The 23,075-nt window shown below is 65.9% G+C and carries 14 protein-coding genes; all 14 read left to right on the top strand.

The genetic code is table 11. From position 1 onward, the window contains the following. The first annotated feature begins 99 nt into the window (after positions 1-99). Complete coding sequence (locus ACPUER_RS05315) at positions 100-1,713, top strand: sugar ABC transporter ATP-binding protein (RefSeq protein WP_425130558.1); 1,614 nt, start codon at positions 100-102, stop codon at positions 1,711-1,713. Continuing rightward, complete coding sequence (locus ACPUER_RS05310) at positions 1,710-2,729, top strand: ABC transporter permease (RefSeq protein WP_175961487.1); 1,020 nt, start codon at positions 1,710-1,712, stop codon at positions 2,727-2,729. Before ACPUER_RS05315 ends, ACPUER_RS05310 begins: the two co-directional genes overlap by 4 nt. 35 nt (positions 2,730-2,764) lie before the next feature. Next, a complete protein-coding gene (locus ACPUER_RS05305) occupies positions 2,765-3,796 on the top strand; it encodes a LacI family DNA-binding transcriptional regulator (protein ID WP_175961486.1) in 1,032 nt (343 codons plus the stop codon). Continuing rightward, entirely contained in the window at positions 3,793-4,722 is a 930-nt protein-coding gene (gene rbsK / locus ACPUER_RS05300; RefSeq protein WP_425130557.1) for a ribokinase, read from the top strand. Before ACPUER_RS05305 ends, rbsK begins: the two co-directional genes overlap by 4 nt. 283 nt (positions 4,723-5,005) lie before the next feature. Next, entirely contained in the window at positions 5,006-6,787 is a 1,782-nt protein-coding gene (locus tag ACPUER_RS05295) for a methyl-accepting chemotaxis protein (RefSeq protein WP_175961484.1), read from the top strand. Between the two features lie 552 nt (positions 6,788-7,339). After that, the gene (locus ACPUER_RS05290; RefSeq protein WP_175961483.1) at positions 7,340-9,262 is read left to right on the top strand and encodes a PrkA family serine protein kinase; all 1,923 of its coding nucleotides are present in this window, start codon (positions 7,340-7,342) and stop codon (positions 9,260-9,262) included. Between the two features lie 125 nt (positions 9,263-9,387). Further along, on the top strand, positions 9,388-10,656 hold the full coding sequence (locus tag ACPUER_RS05285; RefSeq protein ID WP_034184124.1) for a YeaH/YhbH family protein: 1,269 nt from the start codon (positions 9,388-9,390) through the stop codon (positions 10,654-10,656). Beyond that, on the top strand, positions 10,653-12,332 hold the full coding sequence (locus tag ACPUER_RS05280) for a SpoVR family protein (RefSeq protein ID WP_175961482.1): 1,680 nt from the start codon (positions 10,653-10,655) through the stop codon (positions 12,330-12,332). Before ACPUER_RS05285 ends, ACPUER_RS05280 begins: the two co-directional genes overlap by 4 nt. A gap of 235 nt (positions 12,333-12,567) precedes the next feature. Further along, a complete protein-coding gene (locus ACPUER_RS05275; protein ID WP_034184126.1) occupies positions 12,568-13,872 on the top strand; it encodes an MFS family transporter in 1,305 nt (434 codons plus the stop codon). A gap of 997 nt (positions 13,873-14,869) precedes the next feature. Then, the gene (locus ACPUER_RS05270; RefSeq protein ID WP_175961481.1) at positions 14,870-15,454 is read left to right on the top strand and encodes a fimbrial protein; all 585 of its coding nucleotides are present in this window, start codon (positions 14,870-14,872) and stop codon (positions 15,452-15,454) included. Positions 15,455-15,478: 24 nt separating this feature from the next. Further along, positions 15,479-16,237 carry a fimbrial biogenesis chaperone gene (locus ACPUER_RS05265; RefSeq protein ID WP_175961480.1) on the top strand — a complete coding sequence of 253 codons (759 nt, stop codon included), beginning with the start codon at positions 15,479-15,481 and terminating at the stop codon, positions 16,235-16,237. Positions 16,238-16,416: 179 nt separating this feature from the next. After that, complete coding sequence (locus ACPUER_RS05260; protein ID WP_425130556.1) at positions 16,417-19,053, top strand: fimbria/pilus outer membrane usher protein; 2,637 nt, start codon at positions 16,417-16,419, stop codon at positions 19,051-19,053. Between the two features lie 154 nt (positions 19,054-19,207). Continuing rightward, on the top strand, positions 19,208-19,855 hold the full coding sequence (locus ACPUER_RS05255) for a fimbria/pilus periplasmic chaperone (RefSeq protein ID WP_425130555.1): 648 nt from the start codon (positions 19,208-19,210) through the stop codon (positions 19,853-19,855). Between the two features lie 80 nt (positions 19,856-19,935). After that, entirely contained in the window at positions 19,936-22,947 is a 3,012-nt protein-coding gene (locus tag ACPUER_RS05250; protein WP_425130554.1) for a GLUG motif-containing protein, read from the top strand. Positions 22,948-23,075: the final 128 nt, after the last annotated feature.

The following is a 23,075-nucleotide window of genomic DNA, read 5'->3' as shown; positions in this document are numbered from 1 at the left end:
CGTTATCCGGTGTGAGCGCGATCACGGCCACGGCATGCACATGCACTAGTGAGCGTCACACCCGCGCGCCGCGTGCGCGCGGCCGCAACCAGGATCGCGATGGAACCGACCTTCCAACCCTCCCGTTCAGCCGCCCCGGTGCTGTCCGTATCCGGCATCGGCAAGACCTATGCCGAACCCGTGCTCGCCGACGTCACGCTGACGCTCGCGGCGGGCCAGGCGCTCGCGTTGACGGGCGAGAACGGCGCCGGCAAGAGCACGCTGTCCAAGATCATCGGCGGGCTCGTCGAACCGACCGCCGGCACGATGCAGCTCGGCGGCCAAGCGTATGCGCCGGCGAGCCGCACGCAGGCCGAGGCGCTCGGCGTGCGCATGGTGATGCAGGAGCTGAACCTGCTGCCAACGCTGACGGTTGCCGAAAACCTGTTCCTGAACCGCCTGCCGCGGCGCTTCGGGATCATCGACCGCGCGCGGCTGCGCGACGACGCGCGCGCCGCGATGGCGCAGGTCGGGCTCGACACGGTCGATCCCGATACGCCCGTCGGCGCGCTCGGCATCGGCCATCAACAGATGGTCGAAATCGCGCGCAACCTGATCGGCGACTGCCGCGTGCTGATCCTCGACGAACCGACCGCGATGCTGACCGCACGCGAAGTCGCGCTGCTGTTCGAGCAGATCGACCGGCTGAAGGCGCGCGGTGTCGCGATCGTCTACATCTCGCATCGGCTCGAGGAACTCGCGCGCGTCGCCGAGCGCGTCGCGGTGCTGCGCGACGGCCGGCTCGTGCATGCGGGCGACATGGCGGCGACGACGTCCGACCGGCTCGTCACGCTGATGGTCGGGCGCGAGGTCGGCGAGCACATCGATCTCGGCGAACGCCATATCGGCGCGCCGCGGCTAGTCGTGTCGGGCCTCACACGCGGGTCGGCCGTGCGGGACGTGTCGCTCGAGGTGCGCGCGGGCGAGATCTTCGGCATTTCGGGGCTGATCGGCGCGGGGCGCACCGAATTGCTGCGGCTGATCTACGGCGCCGATACGCCCGATGCCGGGATGATCGCGGTCGGCCAGCCGCCGAAACCGGCGCGGATCGGTTCGCCGGTCGATGCGGTGAAGCATGGCATCGCACTGATTACCGAGGATCGCAAGGGTGAAGGGCTGCTGCTGTCGCAGTCGGTCACCGCGAACGTGTCGCTCGGCCAGCTCGACCGGCTCGCGCGCGGCGGCATCGTCGACACAGCGCGCGAAACGGCGCTCGCCGAGCGGCAGATCGACGCGCTGCGGATCCGCACGCACGGCGCCGCGCAGGCGGTCGGCGAGCTGTCGGGCGGCAACCAGCAGAAGGTCGTGATCGGCCGCTGGCTCGCGCGCGACATGGGCGTGCTGCTGTTCGACGAACCGACGCGCGGGATCGACGTCGGCGCCAAATTCGAGATCTACACTTTGATGGGCGCGCTCGCGCGCGAAGGCCGCGCGCTCGTCGTCGTGTCGAGCGACCTGCGCGAGCTGATGCTGATCTGCGACCGGATCGGCGTGATGTCGGCCGGGCGCATGACCGCCGTGTTCGAGCGCGGCAACTGGACCCAGGATGCGCTGCTGGCCGCGGCGTTCGCCGGCTTCGGCCGCGAGACGCCGCCGGGCGGCGCGCAGCATCCGGACGCGGGACCGGCGCAGGGCGCCGCTCCCGGCACTTCGACGACAGGACGACCGCAATGACCCAGCCTCCCGTATCCCCGACCGATGCAGGCGCGCAGCAGGACGTGACGGGGCGCCGCGCGCGCACGCTGTCCGGCACGCGGCTCGGCCTGTCGAACTATCTCGGGCTCGCCGGCGCGCTGGCCGCGATGATCGCGCTGTTTTCGGCGCTGAGTTCGCATTTCCTGACCTACGACACGTTCAGCACGATCGCGAACCAGATTCCCGATCTCGTCGTGATGTCGGTCGGGATGACCTTCGTGCTGATCATCGCCGGGATCGACCTGTCGGTCGGCTCGGTGCTTGCGCTCGCCGCGTCGATGGTCAGCGTCGCCGCGCTGAAATGGCAGTGGGGGCCGCTGCCGGCCGCGCTGATCGGGATCGCGGTCGCGACCGCCACCGGCGCGCTGACGGGCGCGGTCACGGTCGGCTGGCGGATCCCGTCGTTCATCGTGTCGCTCGGCGTGCTGGAGGCCGCGCGCGGCCTCGCCTATCAGCTGACGAATTCGCGCACGGCCTATATCGGCGACGCGTTCGATTTCCTGTCGAACCCGATCGCGCTCGGCATCTCGCCGGCATTCCTGATCGCGGTCGCGGTGATGATCGCAGCCCAGTTCGTGCTCACGCGCACCGTGTTCGGACGCTATCTCGTCGGGATCGGCACGAACGAGGAAGCCGTCCGACTTGCCGGGGTTAACCCGCGGCCGTATAAAATCCTCGTATTCGCATTGATGGGCGCGCTCGCGGGGCTCGCATCGCTGTTCCAGATTTCGCGGCTCGAGGCGGCCGATCCGAACGCGGGCGTGGGCCTCGAACTGCAGGTGATCGCGGCTGTCGTGATCGGCGGCACGAGCCTGATGGGCGGGCGCGGCTCGGTGATCAGCACGTTCTTCGGCGTGTTGATCATCTCCGTGCTGGCCGCGGGGCTGGCGCAGATCGGCGCGAACGAGCCGACGAAACGGATCATCACCGGCGCGGTGATCGTGGTGGCGGTCGTGCTCGATACGTATCGCAGCCGGCGCGCACGCGCGCGGTAGAAAGACAGACAGAACAGACCAGAGAGAAACGGGAAATGGCGACGATCAAGGATGTGGCGGCCATGGCGGGCGTGTCGTTTACGACCGTCTCGCACGTGGTGAACAATTCGCGGCCGGTGTCCGCGGATGTGCGTGCGAAGGTCGAGGGCGCAATCCGCGAGCTGAACTACGTGCCATCGGCCGTGGCGCGCTCGCTGAAGGCGCGGGCGACGGCGACCATCGGCCTCGTCGTGCCGAACAGCACGAATCCGTACTTCGCGGAGCTTGCGCGCGGCATCGAGGATCAGTGCGCGGCCAACGGCTATTGCGTGTTCTTCTGCAACTCGGACGACGATCCCGTGAAGCAGCGCAACTACCTGCGCGTGCTGCAGGAAAAGCGCATCGACGGGCTGATCGTCGCATCGGCAGGCGAGGATGCGGTGCTGGCGCAGACGCTCGCGGACACGCATGCGCCGCTGGTCGTCGTCGACCGCAACATCGAGGGGCTCGCGGCCGATCTCGTGCAGATCGACCACGAACGCGGCGCGTACCTGGCGACGCGCCACCTGCTCGAACTTGGGCACGCGAAGATCGGCTGCATCACCGGGCCGACCGACACGGCCGTCAGCGCGATGCGCGTGCACGGCTTCATCCGCGCGATGGCCGAGCGCGGGGTCGACATCGTGCCGGGCGCGATCGCGGAAAGCGACTTTTCGTGCCTCGGCGGTTATCACGCGGCGTCGCGGCTGTTCGAATCGGTGCGGCCGAGCGCGATCTTCGCGGGCAACGACCTGATGGGCGTCGGCGCGCTGCGCGCGGCCGCCGAGCGCGGGCTGCGCGTGCCCGACGACTGCTCGATCATCGGTTTCGACGACATCGAATTTTCCCGCTACACGTATCCTGCGCTGTCGACGGTCGGCCAGTCGGTGCGCGCGCTCGGCGAAATGGCCGCGCAGACGCTGATCGAGAGGATCGGCGGCGGCTCGACGGCCGTGCCGAGCCGCCGTCGCGTCGTGTCGCCGCGCCTCGTGCTGCGCGAATCGACGGCGATCTACCGCGAACCGGCCGGCTCAGGCGGTCGCGCATGACGGCGGCCGCTGCGGGCGCCGGCCGCGTGACGGTGGTCGGCAGCCTGAACATGGATCTCGTCGTGCGGGCACCGCGGCTGCCGCTGCCGGGCGAAACGCTCGCCGGGCACGCGTTCGCGCAGGCGGCCGGCGGCAAGGGCGGCAACCAGGCCGTTGCCGCCGCGCGGCTCGGCGCGCAGGTCGCGATGATCGGCTGCGTCGGCGCGGACGCGCACGGCGCGGCATTGCGCGCGGGCCTCGAAGCCGAGGGCATCGACTGCACGGGGCTCGCGACGAGCGCGTCGGCGTCGACCGGCGTCGCGCTGATCGTCGTCGACGATGCGAGCCAGAACGCGATCGTGATCGTCGCGGGCGGCAACGGCGAGGTCACGACCGATACGATCGCACGGCACGAAGCCGCGCTGGCGTCGGCCGACGTGCTGATTTGCCAGCTCGAGACGCCGCCCGATGCCGTGTTCGCGGCACTGTCGGCCGGGCGGCGGCTCGGCCGCACGGTGGTGCTCAATCCGGCCCCGGCCGTCGCGCCGCTGCCGGACGGCTGGCTGCCGCTCGTCGATTACCTGATCCCGAACGAAGTCGAGGCGGCCGCGCTCACCGCGCTGCCGGTGCGCGATCCGGCCGGTGCCGAAGCCGCCGCGCGTGCGCTGCAGGCCGGCGGCGCGCGTAACGTGCTGGTCACGCTCGGCGCGCGCGGCGTGCTCGCGCTGACGGCCGACGGCACCGCGCGGCATTATCCGGCCCCGACCGTGCAGGCCGTCGACACGACGGCAGCCGGCGATACCTTCATCGGCGGCTTTTCCGCGCGGATCGCAGCCGGCGCGGACGTCGACACGGCCATCCGCTTCGCGCAACGCGCGGCGGCGCTGTCGGTCACGCGAGCGGGCGCGCAGCCGTCGATTCCGACACTCGCGGAACTGGCCGAATAGGGCTGGATCCCTGATGCCGCATGACGGCCGGCCCGTCGCACGAGACGGCCCGGCCGTGTCTGCTGCCCCGGCCGGCGTCGCGCGAGCCTTCTCCCATCCTGTTTGTCGCCGCCCGGATCTCGCGCCAATTATTCAGAAGGATGAAATAAACAGACGAATAATTCGAAAAAATACCGTGGAAACCATCAAGTTGTGCAGCGTACGGTCGTAAATGCACGGAGTGAAGCAATGCTTCGAGCCAACGGGCCCGGCCCGTTCATGACGACGCAACACAGGAAGGATGATGGTCTTCAGAAACCTGACGATTCGTGCGCGCATCGGTTTGACGATGGCGTTTCTGGCGGTGCTGCTGGGCGTAACCGGCGTGCTCGGGCTGTACGGGATGACGCGTGCGAACGACTCGACGCGCGAGATTTTCACGAACCAGATGCCGAGTGCGGTCGACGTGGCGGTCGCGGAAATGTTCGCCGCGCGCGAGCGCCTCGCGCTCGACCGCGCGGCGCTGCTGTCCGGCACGCCCGACTCGGCGGCGGCCATCGAGCGCAGCCGCGCGATGCGCACGCAGTCCGACGCGTGGTGGCAGAAATACCTCGCGCTGCCGCGCGACGCGGAGGAGGATCGCCTGGCGCAGGATGTCGCCGCGAAGCGGCTGGCGCTGCAACGCAGTTGCGACGCGTTCGTGAGCATCGTCGTGGCCGACCAGCGCGATCGCATCGGCGACGGCGCCAAGCAGCTCCAGGCGCTCTACACCGAGCTCTCGGTGGCGGGCGAAGCGCTGCGCAACTTCCAGTTCACCGGTGCAAAGGAGGGCTTCGATCATGCGCAATCGGTGTACGACACGCTGCGCGTGCTGTCGATCGTCGCGCTCGCGGCCGGCATCGGCGCCGCGCTGCTGTCGTGGCTGACGCTGAGCCGCGCGATCGGCCGCCCGATCGCGGACGCGCTCGCGCATTTCGACGCGATTTCCGCAGGCGACCTGCGCCGGCCGATCGTCGTGCACCGGCGCGACGAGATGGGCCAGCTTCTCGACGGCCTCGCGAAGATGCAGCGGGGGCTCGTCGACACGGTTCGCACCGTGCGCGGCGGCAGCGAGTCGATCGCGACCGCGGCCCGCCAGATCGCGGCCGGCAACATCGACCTGTCGTCGCGCACCGAGGAACAGGCCGCTGCGCTGCAGGAAACCGCATCGAGCATGGAACAGCTGACCGGCACCGTGAAACAGAACGCGGACAATGCACGCCAGGCAAGCGCGCTGGCCGCGAATGCATCGGAGATTGCAAACAAGGGCAATACGGTGGTCGGCCAGGTGGTCGGCACGATGGGCGAGATCAACGACAGCTCGGCCAAGATCGCGGACATCATCGCGATCATCGAGGGAATCGCGTTCCAGACCAACATTCTTGCGCTGAATGCGGCCGTCGAAGCCGCACGCGCGGGCGAGGAAGGGCGCGGCTTCGCGGTCGTCGCGGGCGAGGTGCGCAGCCTCGCCCAGCGTTCGTCGACCGCGGCCAAGGAGATCAAGGCGCTGATCGACGCGTCGGTGGAGCGCATCCGGTCGGGTTCCACGCTGGTCGACGAAGCGGGGCGCACGATGAGCGACGTGATCGGTGCGGTGCAGCGCGTGACGGACATCATGGGCGAAATCGCCGCGGCGTCCGAGGAACAGAGCGGCGGGATCGACCAGGTGGCGCGCGCCGTTGCGCAGATGGACGAGGTCACGCAGCAGAATGCGGCGCTCGTCGAGGAAGCCGCGGCCGCCGCGCAGTCGCTCGATGAACAGGCCGCGCGCCTGCGTGAAACGGCGTCGGTATTCCAGCTCGACGACGAAGCGGCACGCCCGGGCGCCGTCGCGCCGGTCGCAGTGCGTCACGCATCGCGCGCCCCCGCGGCGGCGGTTGCCGCGCCGGCACCGGCACAACAGGCTGCTGCGCGCGACGATCGCGATGCACCGCCGAAGCGCATGGCTGCGGCGATGCCGGCGCGCAAGCCCGTGGCTGCATCCGCAGCGCCCGCAGCGGCGCCGGTCGCTGCTGCCGCCGGCGGTGACGACTGGGAGACCTTCTGATTCGCGCGTGCCGCGCATCTATCCCCATTTGGTGACGAACGACGCCCGCGACATGCGGGCGTCGTCGTTTCGGCGGCGGACAAAATGTGACAGCGCGCGTGAACGGTCACGCATCGTCGCATACATCGCGCGACCAGCACCGACGGATGCGCGCAATACGCGCAACGGTGCGCGTCGTGTTCCCGCATCCGTCGTACGGGTATCTCCGTAAGGGGCACGGCAAAAAAATTGTAACGGTGCGCGCGGCGTGTCGTCGTAAACGACGGCTCGAACGTATAGGGATGAAGGGGGGCGTGACGACGTCGGAAGTGTCCAACGCACAAGACGATCCGTTGTTCGACGAGACGCGACGGATGCAGTTTCTGCGGCTCGGGAGGTCGATTGTAAAACGACGAAATACGTTGTCCAAGCGGTGTTGTCGAGAATGACGAACTTCATACGAAGAGTTCGTGAAAAAAAATTAGAAAGGGTTTAGGATGAATTCGAACGCGCTTGCTTCTGCGCAGTCGTACGAAGGCAGGCACGTCTTCAGACTCAGGCGAGGGAGGTAGCATGGATATTTACAGCAGCTTCGCGAACCGCTTCGAAAAAATGCGAGAGGAAGAGCTCTCGCTGGAGGAGTATCTCGCGCTCTGCAAGAACGATCCATCCGCGTACGCGACGGCTGGTGAACGCATGCTGGCAGCAATCGGGGAACCTGAACACATCGATACCCGCAACGAGCCGCGCCTGTCGCGGATCTTCGCGAACAAGGTCATCAAGGTCTATCCCGCATTCCGTGAGTTCTACGGAATGGAGGAAGTGATCGAGCAGGTGGTCGCGTATTTCCGCCACGCCGCGCAAGGGCTCGAAGAGAAGAAGCAGATCCTCTACCTGCTCGGTCCGGTGGGCGGCGGCAAGTCGTCGATCGCCGAGCGTCTGAAGCAACTGATGGAGCGCGTGCCGTTCTATGCACTGAAGGGCTCGCCCGTCAACGAATCGCCGCTGGGGCTGTTCGACTACGACGAAGACGGCCCGATCCTCGAGGAACAGTACGGCATTCCGCGCCGCTACCTGAAGAGCATCCTGAGCCCGTGGGCCGTCAAGCGCCTGCACGAATACAACGGCGACATCCGCCAGTTCCGCGTCGTGCGCCGCTATCCGTCGATCCTGCGGCAGATCGGCATTGCGAAGACGGAGCCGGGTGACGAGAACAACCAGGACATCTCGTCGCTGGTCGGCAAGGTCGACATCCGCAAGCTCGAGCAGTATGCGCAGGACGACGCCGACGCATACAGCTACTCGGGCGGCCTGTGCCTCGCGAACCAGGGCCTGCTCGAATTCGTCGAAATGTTCAAGGCGCCGATCAAGGTGCTGCACCCGCTGCTGACCGCCACGCAGGAAGGCAACTTCAAGGGCACCGAGGGCTTCGGCGCGATTCCGTTCGACGGGATCATCCTCGCGCACTCGAACGAGTCGGAGTGGAAGGCGTTCCGCAACAACCGCAACAACGAGGCACTGCTCGACCGGATCTTCGTCGTGAAGGTGCCGTACTGCCTGCGCGTGTCGGAAGAGATCAAGATCTACGAGAAGCTGATCCGCAACTCGTCGCTCGCCGAGGCCGTATGCGCGCCGGGCACGCTGAAGATGATGTCGCAGTTCTCGGTGCTGTCGCGCCTGCACGAGCCGGAGAATTCGAGCCTGTTCTCGAAGATGCAGGTGTACGACGGCGAAAATCTGAAGGACACCGATCCGAAGGCGAAGTCCTACCAGGAATATCGCGACTACGCGGGTGTGGACGAAGGGATGACGGGCGTGTCGACACGCTTCGCGTTCAAGATCCTGTCGCGCGTGTTCAACTTCGATTCGAGCGAGGTTGCGGCCAACCCCGTGCACCTGATGTACGTGCTCGAACAGCAGATCGAACGCGAGCAGTTCCCGCCGGAAACCGAGCAGAAGTACCTGTCCTTCGTGAAGGACGTGCTCGCGTCGCGCTACGCGGATTTCATCGGCAAGGAGATCCAGACGGCCTACCTCGAGTCGTATTCGGAGTACGGCCAGAACATCTTCGACCGCTACGTCACGTATGCCGACTTCTGGATCCAGGATCAGGAATTCCGCGATCACGATACGGGCGAGAGCTTCGATCGCGCCGCGCTGAACGCGGAGCTGGAGAAGATCGAGAAGCCGGCCGGCATCAGCAATCCGAAGGATTTCCGCAACGAGATCGTGAACTTCGTGTTGCGTGCGCGGGCGGCGAATGCCGGCAAGAACCCCGTGTGGACGAGCTACGAGAAGTTGCGCGTCGTGATCGAGAAGAAGATGTTCTCGAACACCGAGGAACTGTTGCCGGTGATTTCGTTCAACGCAAAGGGTTCGGCGGAGGAGCAGCGCAAGCATGAGGACTTTGTAAACCGGATGGTCGCGAAGGGCTATACGCCGAAGCAGGTGAGGCTGCTTTGCGACTGGTATCTGCGCGTGCGCAAGTCGTCATGACGCGCGCGGTACCGAGCCCGTGCGGCGAGTCCGCACGGGCGCTTTCAGGGGCGCCGCCCGCATGACGGGAGACGGCATGTGCGGCGAGCGTCCCGGCATATCGACTTTCGAGCGGGAGACCGGCAGTGCTTCATCAAATCATCGACCGCAGGCTGGCCGGCAAGAACAAGAGTATCGCCAACCGCGAACGCTTTTTGCGTCGCGTCAAGAACTACATTCGTCGTGCCGTGTCCGACGCGGTGCGCGACCGTAGCATCAAGGATATCCAGAGCACGCAGAGCATCACGATCCCGCGCAAGGACATCGCGGAGCCGAATTTCCGGCACGGGCCGGGCGGGCGCCGTGAATACGTGCATCCCGGCAACGAGGACTACGTGCGCGGCGACAAGATCCCGCGCCCGCAGGGCGGTTCGGGCGGCGGCGGCAGTCAGGCGAGCAACGAGGGCGAAGGGCAGGACGACTTCGTGTTCGAGCTGTCGCGCGACGAGTTCATGCAGTACTTCTTCGACGATCTCGAGCTGCCGCGCCTCGTGAAGACGCACCTGCTGACGGTGCCGAGCTGGAAGAACGTGCGCGCGGGCTGGTCGGCGGAAGGCACGCCGAACAACATCGACGTCGTGCGCTCGCTGCGCAGCGCGCTCGGCCGGCGCATCGCGCTCGGCTCGCCGCTCGTCAACGAGCTGCGCGAACTCGAGGCACAGCTCGAAGCGATGAAGAGCGATCCGGAAGACCGCCGCGCGGAAATCGCGACGCTCGAGGCCGAGATCCATCACCTGAAGGGGCGCATCTGGCGGATTCCGTTCATCGATCCGTTCGACCTGCGCTACATCAACCGCGTGAAGCAGCCGCAGCCGTCGAGCCAGGCCGTGATGTTCTGCCTGATGGACGTGTCGGGCTCGATGGACGAGCAGCGCAAGGATCTCGCGAAGCGCTTCTTCATCCTGCTTTACCTGTTCCTCAAGCGCAACTACGAGCGCATCGAGGTCGTGTTCATCCGTCACCATACGCGCGCCGAGGAAGTCGACGAGGATACCTTCTTCCATTCGACCGAGAGCGGCGGCACGGTCGTGTCGAGCGCGCTCGAACTGATGCGCAAGGTGCAGAACGAGCGTTACTCGCCGACCGAATGGAACATCTACGGCGCGCAGGCGTCCGACGGCGACAACTGGACCGATGATTCGCCCAAGTGTCGCAAAATCCTGGAAGAGGATATCCTCACGAAGACGCGTTACTTCGCGTATATCCAGGTCGCGCCGGAAGAGCAGAATTTGTGGCTGGAATACGCGCAACTGGCGCTGTCGCAACCGCATCTCGCGATGAAAAAAGTGGAATCGGCTGCCGACATTTACCCGGTGTTTCGCGAATTGTTCGAAAAGCAGGTGGAAACGTCATGACGACCCGCCATCTGCACAACGAGTCGCGCGGCTACGAGCCGCGCCCCTCCGGCGACAACACGGCCGGTCCTGCCGCATCGCAGCAACGCGCGCAGGCCGAACCGTCGCCGCCGGCCGCCGACTTGCCCGGTTCCGGGCAAAAGGAAGCGCGTATGAACGTTGCCGAACGCAAGCCGCTGCCGTGCCCGTCCGACTGGACGTTCGAACTGCTCGAGGAATACGACACGCACATCTCGCAGGTTGCCGAACAATACGAGCTCGACATCTACCCGATCCAGCTCGAACTGATCAGCGCCGAACAGATGATGGACGCGTATGCGTCGGTCGGGATGCCCGTCAACTACCGCCACTGGTCGTTCGGCAAGCACTTCCTTTCGACCGAGAAGAGCTACCGCCGCGGCCAGATGGGCCTCGCGTACGAAATCGTCATCAATTCGAACCCGTGCATCGCGTATCTGATGGAAGAGAACACGATGACGATGCAGGCGCTCGTGATCGCGCACGCGGCGTACGGGCACAACTCGTTTTTCAAGGGCAACTACCTGTTCCGGCTGTGGACCGACGCGCACGCGATCATCGACTATCTCGTGTATGCGAAGAACTACGTCGCGGAATGCGAGGAGCGCTACGGGCTCGATCGCGTCGAGGAACTGCTCGATTCGTGCCATGCGCTGATGAACTACGGCGTCGACCGCTACAAGCGGCCGCAGAAGCCGTCGCTGTCGAAGGAAGCGGCGTTGCGGCGCGAGCGTGAGGCGTACCTGCAGTCGCAGGTGAACGAACTGTGGCGCACGCTGCCGGGCAAGAAACCTGAGCTGATGGAGGAGCAGGAAGACCGCTATCCGTCCGAGCCGCAGGAGAACCTGCTGTATTTCGCGGAGAAGAACGCGCCGCTGCTCGAGCCGTGGGAGCGGGAAGTGATCCGCATCGTGCGCAAGATCGGCCAGTATTTCTACCCGCAGCGGCAGACGCAGGTGATGAACGAAGGCTGGGCGACGTTCTGGCACTACACGCTGCTGAACACGCTGTACAACCAGGGCAAGCTGGAAGACAGCTTCATGATGGAGTTCCTGCATTCGCACAGCAACGTGGTCTACCAGCCGCCCGTCACGAAACCGTACTACAGCGGAATCAACCCGTACGCGCTCGGTTTCTCGATGATGAGCGACATCCGGCGGATCTGCGAAGCGCCGACGGAAGAGGACTACAAGTGGTTTCCGGAGATCGCGGGCACCCCGTGGCTGCCGGCGATGCACTACGCGATGCGCAACTTCAAGGACGAGAGCTTCATCGCGCAGTACCTGTCGCCGAACCTGATCCGCGAGATGCGGCTCTTCTCGGTGCTCGACGACGACATGCGCGATTCGCTCGAGGTGTCGGCGATCCACGACGATTCCGGCTACCAGTACGTGCGGCAGGCGTTGTCGCGGCAGTACGACATCCATCACCGCGAGCCGAACATCCAGGTGTGGGCCGTGAACACGCGCGGCGACCGCAGCCTCACGCTGCGCCACTTCATGACCGACAACCGCCACCTGTCGAACGACAGCGACGAAGTGCTCAAGCACATGGCGCGGCTCTGGCAGTTCGACGTGTACCTGGAAAGCGTCGACGAGGCCGGCACCGTGCGCAAGCGCTACGAGTGCCGCTACGTGCCGCCGGAGGTGCGCGTGTGAGCGCCGCTTTCGAATAGTTTGCATCGGACGCCAGCCTGCGGGCTGGCGTTTTCATATGACGAACGCGCGGCGGGAGAAAAATTTTCTACATCCGGACGAACCCGGAAAGCCTGTTACTTTACATTTCGCTAAAATCCCGTAGCGCCGTGCCGCCGGAACCGGTGCCGCGAGCGACCGCACGCGGCGGCCCCCAAGCCGTCTCGCCCAGAAAGCATTAAAAGGAACAGACCAATCCATGGACGTCCAGACCGACCAAGCTGCGCTGTCCGCGCATGACACCCGGCGGCGCGTGTTCGCCATCGTCGGCGCCTCATCGGGCAACCTCGTCGAGTGGTTCGACTTCTACATCTACTCGTTCTGCGCGCTGTACTTCGCGCCGGCGTTCTTCCCGAGCGGCAACACGACGACGCAGCTGCTGAACACGGCCGGCGTGTTCGCGGCCGGTTTCCTGATGCGCCCGATCGGCGGCTGGCTGTTCGGCCGCATCGCCGACCGTCACGGCCGCCGCGCGGCGATGATGATCTCGGTGCTGATGATGTGCGGCGGTTCGCTCGTGATCGCGGTGCTGCCGACCTATGCGCAGATCGGCGCGCTCGCGCCGGCGCTGCTGCTGGTCGCGCGCCTGTTCCAGGGCCTGTCGGTGGGCGGCGAATACGGCACGAGCGCGACCTACATGAGCGAGGTCGCGCTGAAGGGCCGGCGCGGCTTCTTCGCGTCGTTCCAGTACGTGACGCTGATCGGCGGCCAGCTTTGTGCGTTGCTGGTGCTCGTGATCCTGCAGCAGACGCTGTCGACCGATGAACTGAAGGCGTGGGGCTGGCGCATTCCGTTCGTCGTCGGCGCGGCGGCCGCGCTGATCTCGCTGTACCTGCGGAAATCGCTCGACGAGACGTCGACGAGCGCATCGCGCGACAAGAAGGACGCCGGCACGATCCGCGGCGTGTGGCGGCACAAGGGCGCGTTCCTGACGGTGGTCGGCTTCACGGCCGGCGGCTCGCTGATCTTCTATACGTTCACGACGTACATGCAGAAGTACCTCGTGAACACGGCCGGCATGCACGCGAAGACGGCCAGCAACGTGATGACCGTCGCGCTGCTCGTCTACATGCTGATACAGCCGGTGTTCGGCGCACTGTCCGACAAGATCGGCCGCCGCACGTCGATGATCCTGTTCGGCTCGTTCGCGGTGATCGGCACGGTGCCGCTGATGCATGCGCTGAAGGACGTGACGAGCCCCGTGGCCGCGTTCGTGCTGATCACGGTCGCGCTGGCGATCGTCAGCTTCTATACGTCGATCAGCGGCCTCATCAAGGCCGAGATGTTCCCGCCGGAAGTGCGCGCGATGGGCGTCGGCCTGTCGTACGCGGTCGCGAACGCGATCTTCGGCGGCTCGGCCGAGTATGTCGCGCTGTGGTTCAAGTCGATCGGCAGCGAGGAAACCTTTTATTGGTACGTGACGGTGCTGTGCGCGATCTCGCTGATCGTGTCGTGGCGGATGCGCGATCCGAGCAAGGAAGGGTATCTGCGCAACGAACCGTGATCGCGCACGGCGCTGCCCGACCATCCGGCCGGCGCAGCCCCCCGGCGCACCACCAGCGGCGTCCCGCCATTGCGGCGGGGCGCCGTTTTTTTTCAGCGGACGGGCCATGTTCGTGCGAACCCGTGCAAGCGTATCGACGCGCACGCGATATCGATATGGCGATCCATTCGTTGTCGTCGGCCGGCGCTCCTTTTATTCTGAACCCGTAGTTCGTGTGACACCTCCTTGACTGGGATTCGCGCCCGCTGCTTGCAGCGGGCGTTTTTTTGCGTGCTGCGTCCGTTGCCGGCCGAGGCGGGGTGGGTGTCGGTCCGGATCCATCCCGGAACGATGCGAATGGGACAAGTCCATCGCGGTGTGTGCGTCGACGCGATCGCTGGAAGAAATGCCCGCTCGCGATGGCGAATCGGTATGGAAAGCGAAATCCGGTTTCCAATGCGCGATATGTACGGTTAATTCCTTTGTGAAAGGCGGAGGTTTGAGAAGTTTGCTTATGGGATTTGTCAAATTTTTGATTTGTATCAATGAGACATTCCGGATTGGTTTGTTTTCAAGATAAATAATCGTTAGCGCTGAACGGATTCGTCGATTTTTTTTGGGGCTTTGTGCCGCATGCGATGAAAAGTGTCGATCGGGCCGCATTTCACCCTGTCGGGCCGTTTGTCGGATGCCGGTTGACGAGCCATAGGCGCGGTCTGGCCGGCATGGCACGCTCCAATAGCGGCGACCGCAGGCAGAAGACACGATCGTTGGCCTATGCGGTCATTTGAATTTCTCGTAAATGGAAAAATGGTCCCGATATTTCTTACTCGTACGATATCGGGAAGTTGCTTGGGTAAATAAAATGGTTCGGTCGTCATTTTTCGGACGGAATCATCCAGTCTTCCGGAATAAGGCGATCCGATCCGTGTCGCGGGCAGTCGGCGGAAGGGTTGAATGCCCGTGTGCCGATCGGTCTGTTCCGAGAAAAATCATCCATTTTTAGAGGAATTCAACGATGAAAATGAATCTGCTTCGGAGTTGCGTTGCAGCGGGTATCGCGAGTGTCGCACTGGTGCCGTCGGTTTCCCACGCGTTCCACGGCCAGCTCGATTTCAACGGCAGCATCTCCGACGTCACCTGCAACATCAATGGCGAGGCTCCTGGCCCCGGCAACCGGAAAGAGGTGTCGCTCGGCCACAGCATCAGCCCGAGCACCTTCGACAAGATCGGTGCGACGTCGACGCCTGTCACGTTCAACCTGGCTATCGGCGGCAACACGGGCTGTACCAACGGCACGAAGGTCGTGATCGAATTCGATCCGGTGTCGGTGAACATCAATCCCGCGACGGGCAACCTGAAGCTCATCGGCACGAAGCCGGCGGAAGGCGTCGAGATCCAGATCAGCGACGCGGGTAACGGAAAGGCCGGCAAGATCATGCTCGGCACGCCGCAGAACATCGCGGATGCCCAGGTCGCGATCGTCGCGAACAACGCCGCGACCCTGACCTATACGGCATCGTACGTGTCGACGGCCGCGCCGGATGCGATCAAGACTGGTTCGGGCAATTCGTTCATCCGCTATATGCTCGCTTACCACTGATCGGTGCATTTCTCGTTCCACGTCATGACCTTGTCAATTCGTTATCCTTATTTACAAGTCGTGTCCGGTGTCATGGCGTGGGCCGTCTGCGCCACGCTGGCGCAGGCGGCGCTTTTGCTGGACGGTACCCGGGTGATTTTCCCCGAGCGTGCTCGCGACGTGACGGTCCGGATGGAAAATTCGGGCACCGAACCCGTACTCGCGCAGAGCTGGATCGACGACGGCCGCGCCGACGTTCCGCCCGAACAGATGCGCACGCCATTCGTGGTTGCGCCGACACTGGTGCGCGTCGAAGCAGGGAGGGGCGCCGTGCTGCGCATTACGAACATGCAGGCGCAGTTGCCCGTCGACCGTGAATCGGTGTTCTGGCTGAATGTGCTCGAGGTGCCGACGGTACAGAAAGACGCGGACAACCAGCTGCGCTTCGCCTTCCGAACCCGCATCAAGATGTTTTACCGGCCCTCGTCGCTCGCGAACGACGTCGAAACGGCGCAGGACAAACTGGTGTGGAAGGCGTCTGCCGATGCGTCGCACGAGGGCGGACGGCAGGTATCGCTCGAGGTTTCCAATCCGACGCCGTATTACGTTTCGTTCGGGATGGTCGAGGGCGACATCGGCGGCACGTTCATCCCGGCCGGTGGGGGGATGGTCGCACCGTTCGGCTCCCAGCGCTTCCCGTTGCAGGGCGCCGCCGCGCTGTCGCATCGCCCGACGGCCGTGCGCTTCGTGACCATCGACGACTACGGCGGGCAAAGCACGATAACCAAAAAATTGACCGACTGAGCAGTCTGTCCACGCAACGCATCCAGAAGGCACGATCCAGCATGCCGGTCCCGGATAATCGATTCGGCATGCGAATTAACTGAATCCACATGCGCAGTTCAGCAGGTTTCCAATCTTCATGCGCGTCGAGGCTTGCCCCGCGGCTTCCGCAGCGGCCTTGTCTGCTGGCGGTCGCTTCCGTGTTCGCGTCGGTCGCGATGACGTCGGGCACGAACGCCGTCGCGGATACGATCGACCCGGTCGCGCGGGAAGACGCGCGCCGCGCGACCGCAAGCGCGTCGCCGGTTGCGCCGGCGGCCGGCGAGACGCACTTCGACGATTCGATGCTGATGCATGGCCCGGACAGCGAACCGATCGATACGACGCCGTTCGGGCGTCCGAATGCCGTCGCGCCGGGCGTGCATCGTGCAGACCTGATCGTCAACGGGCAGTGGCGTGGCGTGGAAGACATCACGTTCCGTCACGACGCGCGTGGCGACGTGCTGCCTTGCTATGACCGGCTGCTGCTGCAGCGGGCCGGCGTTGACCTCGACCGAAGCGCGCGGGGCCAGGACGCCAGCCAGCCGCCGAATCCGATGCCCGACGGGCCGATCTGCGATGCACCGTCTCGATACGTGCCTGGCGCCGCGCTGTCGTTCGATGCGGCCGAACAGAAACTGTATCTGACGGTGCCGCAGTTCTACATGCGGCTCGCCAGCCGGAGTACCTACGTCGATCCGGCGAACTGGACGAACGGCGTGCCGGCCGCGTGGCTGAACTACAACGCAAGCGTGTTCACGACGCGTTCCGGCGGCTACGAATTCTCGCAGCTCTACACGGGCCTTTCGATGGCCGCGAGCGCCGGGCGGTTCCGGATTCGCCACAACGGCAACCTCACCTGGTCGCAGCGCGGCGGCGCCCGCTATCAACGCGGCTACGTTTACGCGCAGACCGATCTACCCGACTGGCGTGCGCAGTTGCTGGCCGGCGAAAGCTCGACGAGCGGTGCGCTGTTCGACGCCGTGTCGTTTCGCGGCGTACAAATTGCCAGCGACGACCGGATGCTGCCCGACGAGCAGCGCTACTACGCGCCGGTCGTGCGCGGCGTCGCGCAATCGAATGCCAAGGTATCGATCTACCAGCGCGGCTATCTCGTTCACGAGACGACCGTTGCGCCGGGACCGTTCGCGATCGACAACCTGCAGGCGATGAGCTACGGCGGCGACCTGAACGTGACGGTGACCGAGGCCAACGGCGAAACGCGCAGCTTCGTGGTTCCGTTCGCGACGACAGTCCAGCTGCTGCGCCCCGGCAGCACACGGTTCAGCGCGATGGCGGGGCAGGCGATCGAACTCGGCGGCGACATCGGCACGCAGTACGTCGGCCAGTTCACCATGCAGCGTGGCGTCAGCAATGCGGTGACGGCCTACGGCGGCGCCGCGTTCGCGAACCGCTACCAGTCGATGCTGATGGGCGTCGCGCTCAATACGTCGATCGGCGGCTTCGCGGCGGACGTCACGATCGCGCGGACCCAGCCGCCAGGCAGCGAGCGCCTGACCGGCTCGAGTATCCGCGTGTCATACAGCAAGAACCTGCCGAACAGCGGCACGAACTTTTCGCTGCTCGCGTATCGCTACTCGACGAAAGGCTATCTTGGCCTGCGCGACGCGTTGCTGCTGAACGGCCGGAGCGACCAGGGCGCGGCGTCGTTTTCGCGGCTGCGCAATCGGGTCGATCTCAACGTGAGCCAGCGGATCGGGCGGTCGGGCAACCTCTATGCGAACGGATCGGCGCTCAGCTACTGGGCGGGAGGCGGACAGTCGCTCAGCTTCACGCTCGGCTACAGCACGCAGTGGCGCGACGCCACGGTGACCGCGTCGGTGCAGCGCGTGCGCAACCTGTCCGCGCGGGAGCCGTCGTTCGGCGGCGGGGCGGGCAGCACGCTCGCGAGCCTGAACGTATCGATTCCGCTGGGGCGCAACGCGCGACGCGCACCGATCTTCAGCACGCTGATGACGCACGACAGCAGCAACGGTACGAGCGCCTCGGCGAGCCTGGCGGGCCGTTTCGGCGAGCGCAACGATGGATCGTATTCGTTGTCGTCGAGCTACGACGGCAACAACCGGGCGTCGTCGGGCAGTTTCGGCGTCGGCTATCAGCGGCCGGCCGTGTCGCTGTCGGCGAATCTCGGCATCGGGCGCGACTACCAGCAGGCGTCGGCGAGCGCAACGGGCGGCCTCGTTCTGCACCCGGGCGGCCTGACACCGGCGCCCACGTTGAGCGAGACCATCGGTGTCGTACACGCGCCGAACGCGCGCGGCGCACTGGTTGCGAACACGAGCGCACGCGTCGACCGCTTCGGTTACGCGATCGTGCCGAGCCTCATTCCGTATCAGCTCAACAAGATCGACATCGATCCGAAGGACGTGCCCGAGGACGTCGAACTGAAGACCGTGTCGCACAGCGTTGCCCCGCGCTCGGGTTCGATCGTCATGCTGTCTTACGACACGCTGAAGGCGCGCGCGCTGCTGATCGATGCGCAGACCGACGACGGTCGGCCGCTGCCGTTCGCTGCGCGTGCGCTCGACGCGGGTACCGGTGAGGCGCTCGGCGTGGTCGGACAGGGCAGCCGCCTGTTCGTGCGCAGTGCTGCGGACGACGGCCGGATTCGCGTCGAATGGGGTACGCGCGCGGATCAGCAGTGCGTGATCGATTACGCGGTGCCGGCCGCGCAGCGTTCGGGTAGCGGCTATGTGACGCTGGCGGGCATCTGCCGCGCGGCGACGGTGATGCCGACGGCGGCCGTACCGTCGGCCGGCCGTATCGAGGAGCGCTAGCCCGATGCACGGCTCGGCTTTTCGTTTCGCTTCCGTCATCCGCACGTTGCCACGCCGTTTGCGCGGATGTCCCGGCACCGGCCGCATCGTGCGCGCGGCGGCGCTGGCCTGCGTCGCGAGCTTCGGCACGGTCCGGTGCGACGCAGCGTTGTCCGTGACCGGTACCCGCTTCGTTTATCCGGGCGATGCGCGCGCACTGACGATCTTCGCGCGCAACGGCGGGGACGCCCCCATTCTCGTCCAGGCCTGGATCGACGATGGCGATGCGAACGCCGACCCGAGCCGCCTGCGCGTGCCGTTCGTCGTCGCGCCGCCGCTCGCCCGGCTCGATCCGGGGCAGCCGTTGTCGATCCGTGTGCAGTCGGTCGGCGGCGGCCTCGCCGCGGACCGGGAATCCTGTTTCTGGATCAACCTGCTCGAAGTACCGCCGGCCGCGCCGGCGGGCGACCACGCGCTGCGCATCGCGTACCGGCTCAGGATGAAGCTGCTGGTTCGGCCGCCCGGTCTCGATGGCGACCCGGACGACGCACCGAACCGGCTCGCATGGACGCACGCCGGCACGAAGGCAGCGTCGTCGATCGTCGCGCTCAATCCCACGCCGTACTACGTGACGCTGACGCGCGTGTTGCTGAACGGCGAGCGTGCGGTACCGGCGAACACGGCGACGGATGTCGCGCCGTTCGGCCGGGCCGAGATCCCGATCGGCACGCAGGCCGGCGCGGGGCCGGGCGAGATCGTGTTCGACGCCGTCGACGACAGCGGTGCAACGCACGAATACCGGGCGCGGCTCGCGCCGCCGTGACCGACGGGGCGGGAATGCTTGCAGTACCCGTCCTGCCGCGGGCATCGGCAGGGATTCAACCACAACAAGGAAAAACGAAAGTGAACAAGACCTACTCTTTGATATGGAACGATGCGCAAGGCGCCTGGCAGGTCGCCGGCGAACGGGCACGCCGGCACGGCAAGTCCGCGACGCGTGCGCGTGTCGTCTCGGTGCTGGCGCTGCTCGCCTGCGGTGCGGCGACGTCCGTGCATGCGCTGCCGACAGGCGAGAAGATCGTGTCCGGGAAAGGCGACATTCACCGTTACGACAACGGGCAGCAGATGTCGATCAACCAGCATAGCGACAAGCTGGTGACGGACTGGCAAACGTTCAACATCGACAAAGGGCAGCGCGTCACGTTCAACCAGCCGTCCGCGGCGTCGATCGCGCTGAACCGGGTCGTCGGCCAGGACGGCAGCGCAATCCACGGCAATCTCGATGCGAACGGCCGCGTGTTCCTCGTCAATCCGAACGGGATCCTGTTCAGCAAGAGCGCGCAGGTCAATGTCGGCGGCCTGGTGGCGACGACACTGGATATCAGGAACGACGACTTCGAGGCAGGCCGCTACCGGTTTTCCGGCCAGTCTCCGAGCGAAGTGCAGAACTTCGGCAATCTCGTGGCGGGCGAAGGCGGCGCGATCGCGCTGCTCGGCGCGAAAGTCATCAACAAGGGGATCGTCCAGGCGCAGATGGGCACCGTCGCGCTGGGCGCGGGCAGCGACGCCACGCTGAACTTCGACGGCAGCAAGCTGCTCAGCGTGCAGATCGACCAGGGCATCGTCAACGCGCTGGTCAGCAACGAGCAGTTGCTGAGGGCCGACGGCGGGCAGGTGCTGATGAGCGCGAAGACCGCCGATACGCTGCTGCGCACGGTGGTCAACAACCAGGGCGTCATCGAGGCGCGCACGCTCAGGAATGCCGCGGGCCGGATCTCGCTGGACGGTCACGACGCCGGCACCGTCAACGTCGCGGGCGTGCTGAACGCGAGTGCGACAATGCCGGGCAACGGCGGCACGGTCGAAACCCGCGGCGCCGACGTGAAGGTGGCGCTCGGCGCGATGGTCGACACGCGCGCGACCAACGGGCGCGTCGGCACCTGGCGCATCGCGTCGTCCGACGTGTCGGTCAAGGCCGGTGCGAACCAGCCGGGCACGATCGTGGCCGACACGCTGTCGCGCAATCTCGCGACCACCGATGTCGAACTGGTCGCGGAACGCGGGCAACTATCGGTCGACGGGCCGGTGACCTGGGCCGGCGGCAACCGATTGACGCTGGCCAGCCGGCAGGGCGACGTGTCGGTCAACGGCGCGCTGCGCGCGACGGGCGCGAATGCGCGGGTGGCCATCGACGCGAAGCAGAACGTGCGGATCGCGGCCCCGATCGCGCTGACCGGCGCGAACGCGCTGCTGACGCTCGACTACGGCGTCGCGCACTCGCTGTCGGGCGGCGCGGCCGTGACGCTGTCGGGGGTAGGCGCCGGTTTCGAATCGAACGGCTATCGCTATACGGTGATCCAGAATCTGCAGCAGTTGCAGGCCGTCAATGCGAATCTCGACGGGCTGTACGTGCTCGGCAACGACATCGCCGGTTCCTACTATTACGGCACCGCGTTCAAGACGATCGGTTCGGGCGCGTCGTTCGCCGGCGTGTTCGACGGCCTCGGCAACACGATCAGCAACCTCACCATCGCGAGCAGCGATGCGTATGCGGGGCTGTTCGGCCGCAACACCGGCACGCTCGCCAACCTCAACCTGAAGTCGTTGCGTGTCAGCGCTGCGTCGGGCGTGGGGCCGGTGGCCATCGGCGGGCTGGTGGGCGAAAACGCCGGCAAGATCTCGAACGTGACCGCGACGGGTATGCAGGTGAGTGCCGGCGCCAGCCGCAACAATGCGCTGGGCGGTATGGTCGGCATCAATAGCGGCGAGATTTCCCGGACGTCGTATTCGGGATCGGTAACGGGCAACAGCATGTCGGACGCCGTCGGAGGCCTGGTCGGCGAGAACCGCCTGGATCAGCTTGCCGGCATCGTGTCCGACAGCGAGTCCAACGCGACCGTATCCGGCGGCGCATCGAACCGCGCGTCGATCGGCGGTCTCGTCGGCGTGAACCGGGGTGGTGAAATTCTGCGCTCGACGAGCCGCGGCACCACATCCGGCACCACATCCGGCTACAACCTCGCCGGCGTGAACGTCGGCGGGCTTGTGGGTGCGAACATGCTCGGCAAGATCGTCGACGGATCGGCGCTGGGGCGCGTAACGGGCGGCTCGAGCGGCACGGCAGGCGGGTTCGTCGGCAACAATACCGGCACGATCACCGGTTCGAGTGCGAGCGGTGTCGTGGATGGCCGATACGCGCAGGCAATCGGCGGCTTCGTCGGGCTGAACCAGGGCAAGGTGGCCGACAGCAAGGCGCTGGGCACCGTCTCGAGCGCATCGACAGGTTCGACAGGCGGTTTCGTCGGCATCAACCTCGGCGACAACGCGTTCATCGACATGGCGGAAGCGCATGGTGCGGTAACGGGTGGTCAGGGCGCCAATGGCGGTTTCGTCGGCAGTCATCTCGGCGGCCGGATTGGTCACGCGGTCGCACGCGGCAAGACGACGGGCGGCAGTTACAGCAAGACGGGCGGCTTCGTCGGCAGCAACGAGGCGGAATTGGCCAACGTCGACGCGAGCGGCGACGTGTCGGCCGGCACCGGCGCGTCGGTGGGCGGGTTCGCCGGCGCGAACACGCGATTCGGCACGATCGAGGCCGCGTCGGCAACCGGCAACGTGACGGGCGGCTCGTCGAGCACGGTGGGCGGCTTTGCCGGCGAAAACCTCGGCACGCTACGCGACGTGTCGGCGTCGGGGACGATCAGCGCCGGCTGCTACTCGACGCTCGGCGGCCTGGTCGGCCTGAACGCGGGGCTCGTCGAGCGCTCTGCCGCAAGCGGGCGGATCAATGGATCGTCGAACCAGACCTTCGGCGGCCTCGTTGGCATCAACCGGGGCATCTTCCGCAACAGTGTCGCATCCGGCGAGGCTGCGCTGCAGAAGATTGCCGGTCTCAATCTCGGTGTGATCGAGTAATGCAGCAGGCGGCGGGCGAGCATGGCCGGCGCCCGCCGCCGATTCAACGGGAGGGCAGCATGACGACGATTCAACGGCGCCGGCTCGGGCGAGTCGGCCGGGTGATGCGTCGCCTGGCGACGGCGGGA

It is taken from the genome of Burkholderia sp. DN3021, assembly GCF_049805555.1.
Classification (GTDB): Bacteria; Pseudomonadota; Gammaproteobacteria; order Burkholderiales; family Burkholderiaceae; genus Burkholderia; species Burkholderia pyrrocinia_C.
This window is presented reverse-complemented; position numbering and strand designations above follow the sequence as displayed.

What these genes read in the sequence shown, in the direction of transcription:
- ACPUER_RS05305 (WP_175961486.1), top strand. Translation starts at nt 2,765, where the DNA reads ATGGCGACGATCAAGGATGTGGCGGCCATGGCGGGCGTGTCGTTTACG.
- ACPUER_RS05315 (WP_425130558.1), top strand. Translation starts at nt 100, where the DNA reads ATGGAACCGACCTTCCAACCCTCCCGTTCAGCCGCCCCGGTGCTGTCC.
- ACPUER_RS05290 (WP_175961483.1), top strand. Translation starts at nt 7,340, where the DNA reads ATGGATATTTACAGCAGCTTCGCGAACCGCTTCGAAAAAATGCGAGAG.
- rbsK (WP_425130557.1), top strand. Translation starts at nt 3,793, where the DNA reads ATGACGGCGGCCGCTGCGGGCGCCGGCCGCGTGACGGTGGTCGGCAGC.
- ACPUER_RS05310 (WP_175961487.1), top strand. Translation starts at nt 1,710, where the DNA reads ATGACCCAGCCTCCCGTATCCCCGACCGATGCAGGCGCGCAGCAGGAC.
- ACPUER_RS05265 (WP_175961480.1), top strand. Translation starts at nt 15,479, where the DNA reads ATGACCTTGTCAATTCGTTATCCTTATTTACAAGTCGTGTCCGGTGTC.
- ACPUER_RS05275 (WP_034184126.1), top strand. Translation starts at nt 12,568, where the DNA reads ATGGACGTCCAGACCGACCAAGCTGCGCTGTCCGCGCATGACACCCGG.
- ACPUER_RS05295 (WP_175961484.1), top strand. Translation starts at nt 5,006, where the DNA reads ATGGTCTTCAGAAACCTGACGATTCGTGCGCGCATCGGTTTGACGATG.
- ACPUER_RS05270 (WP_175961481.1), top strand. Translation starts at nt 14,870, where the DNA reads ATGAAAATGAATCTGCTTCGGAGTTGCGTTGCAGCGGGTATCGCGAGT.
- ACPUER_RS05280 (WP_175961482.1), top strand. Translation starts at nt 10,653, where the DNA reads ATGACGACCCGCCATCTGCACAACGAGTCGCGCGGCTACGAGCCGCGC.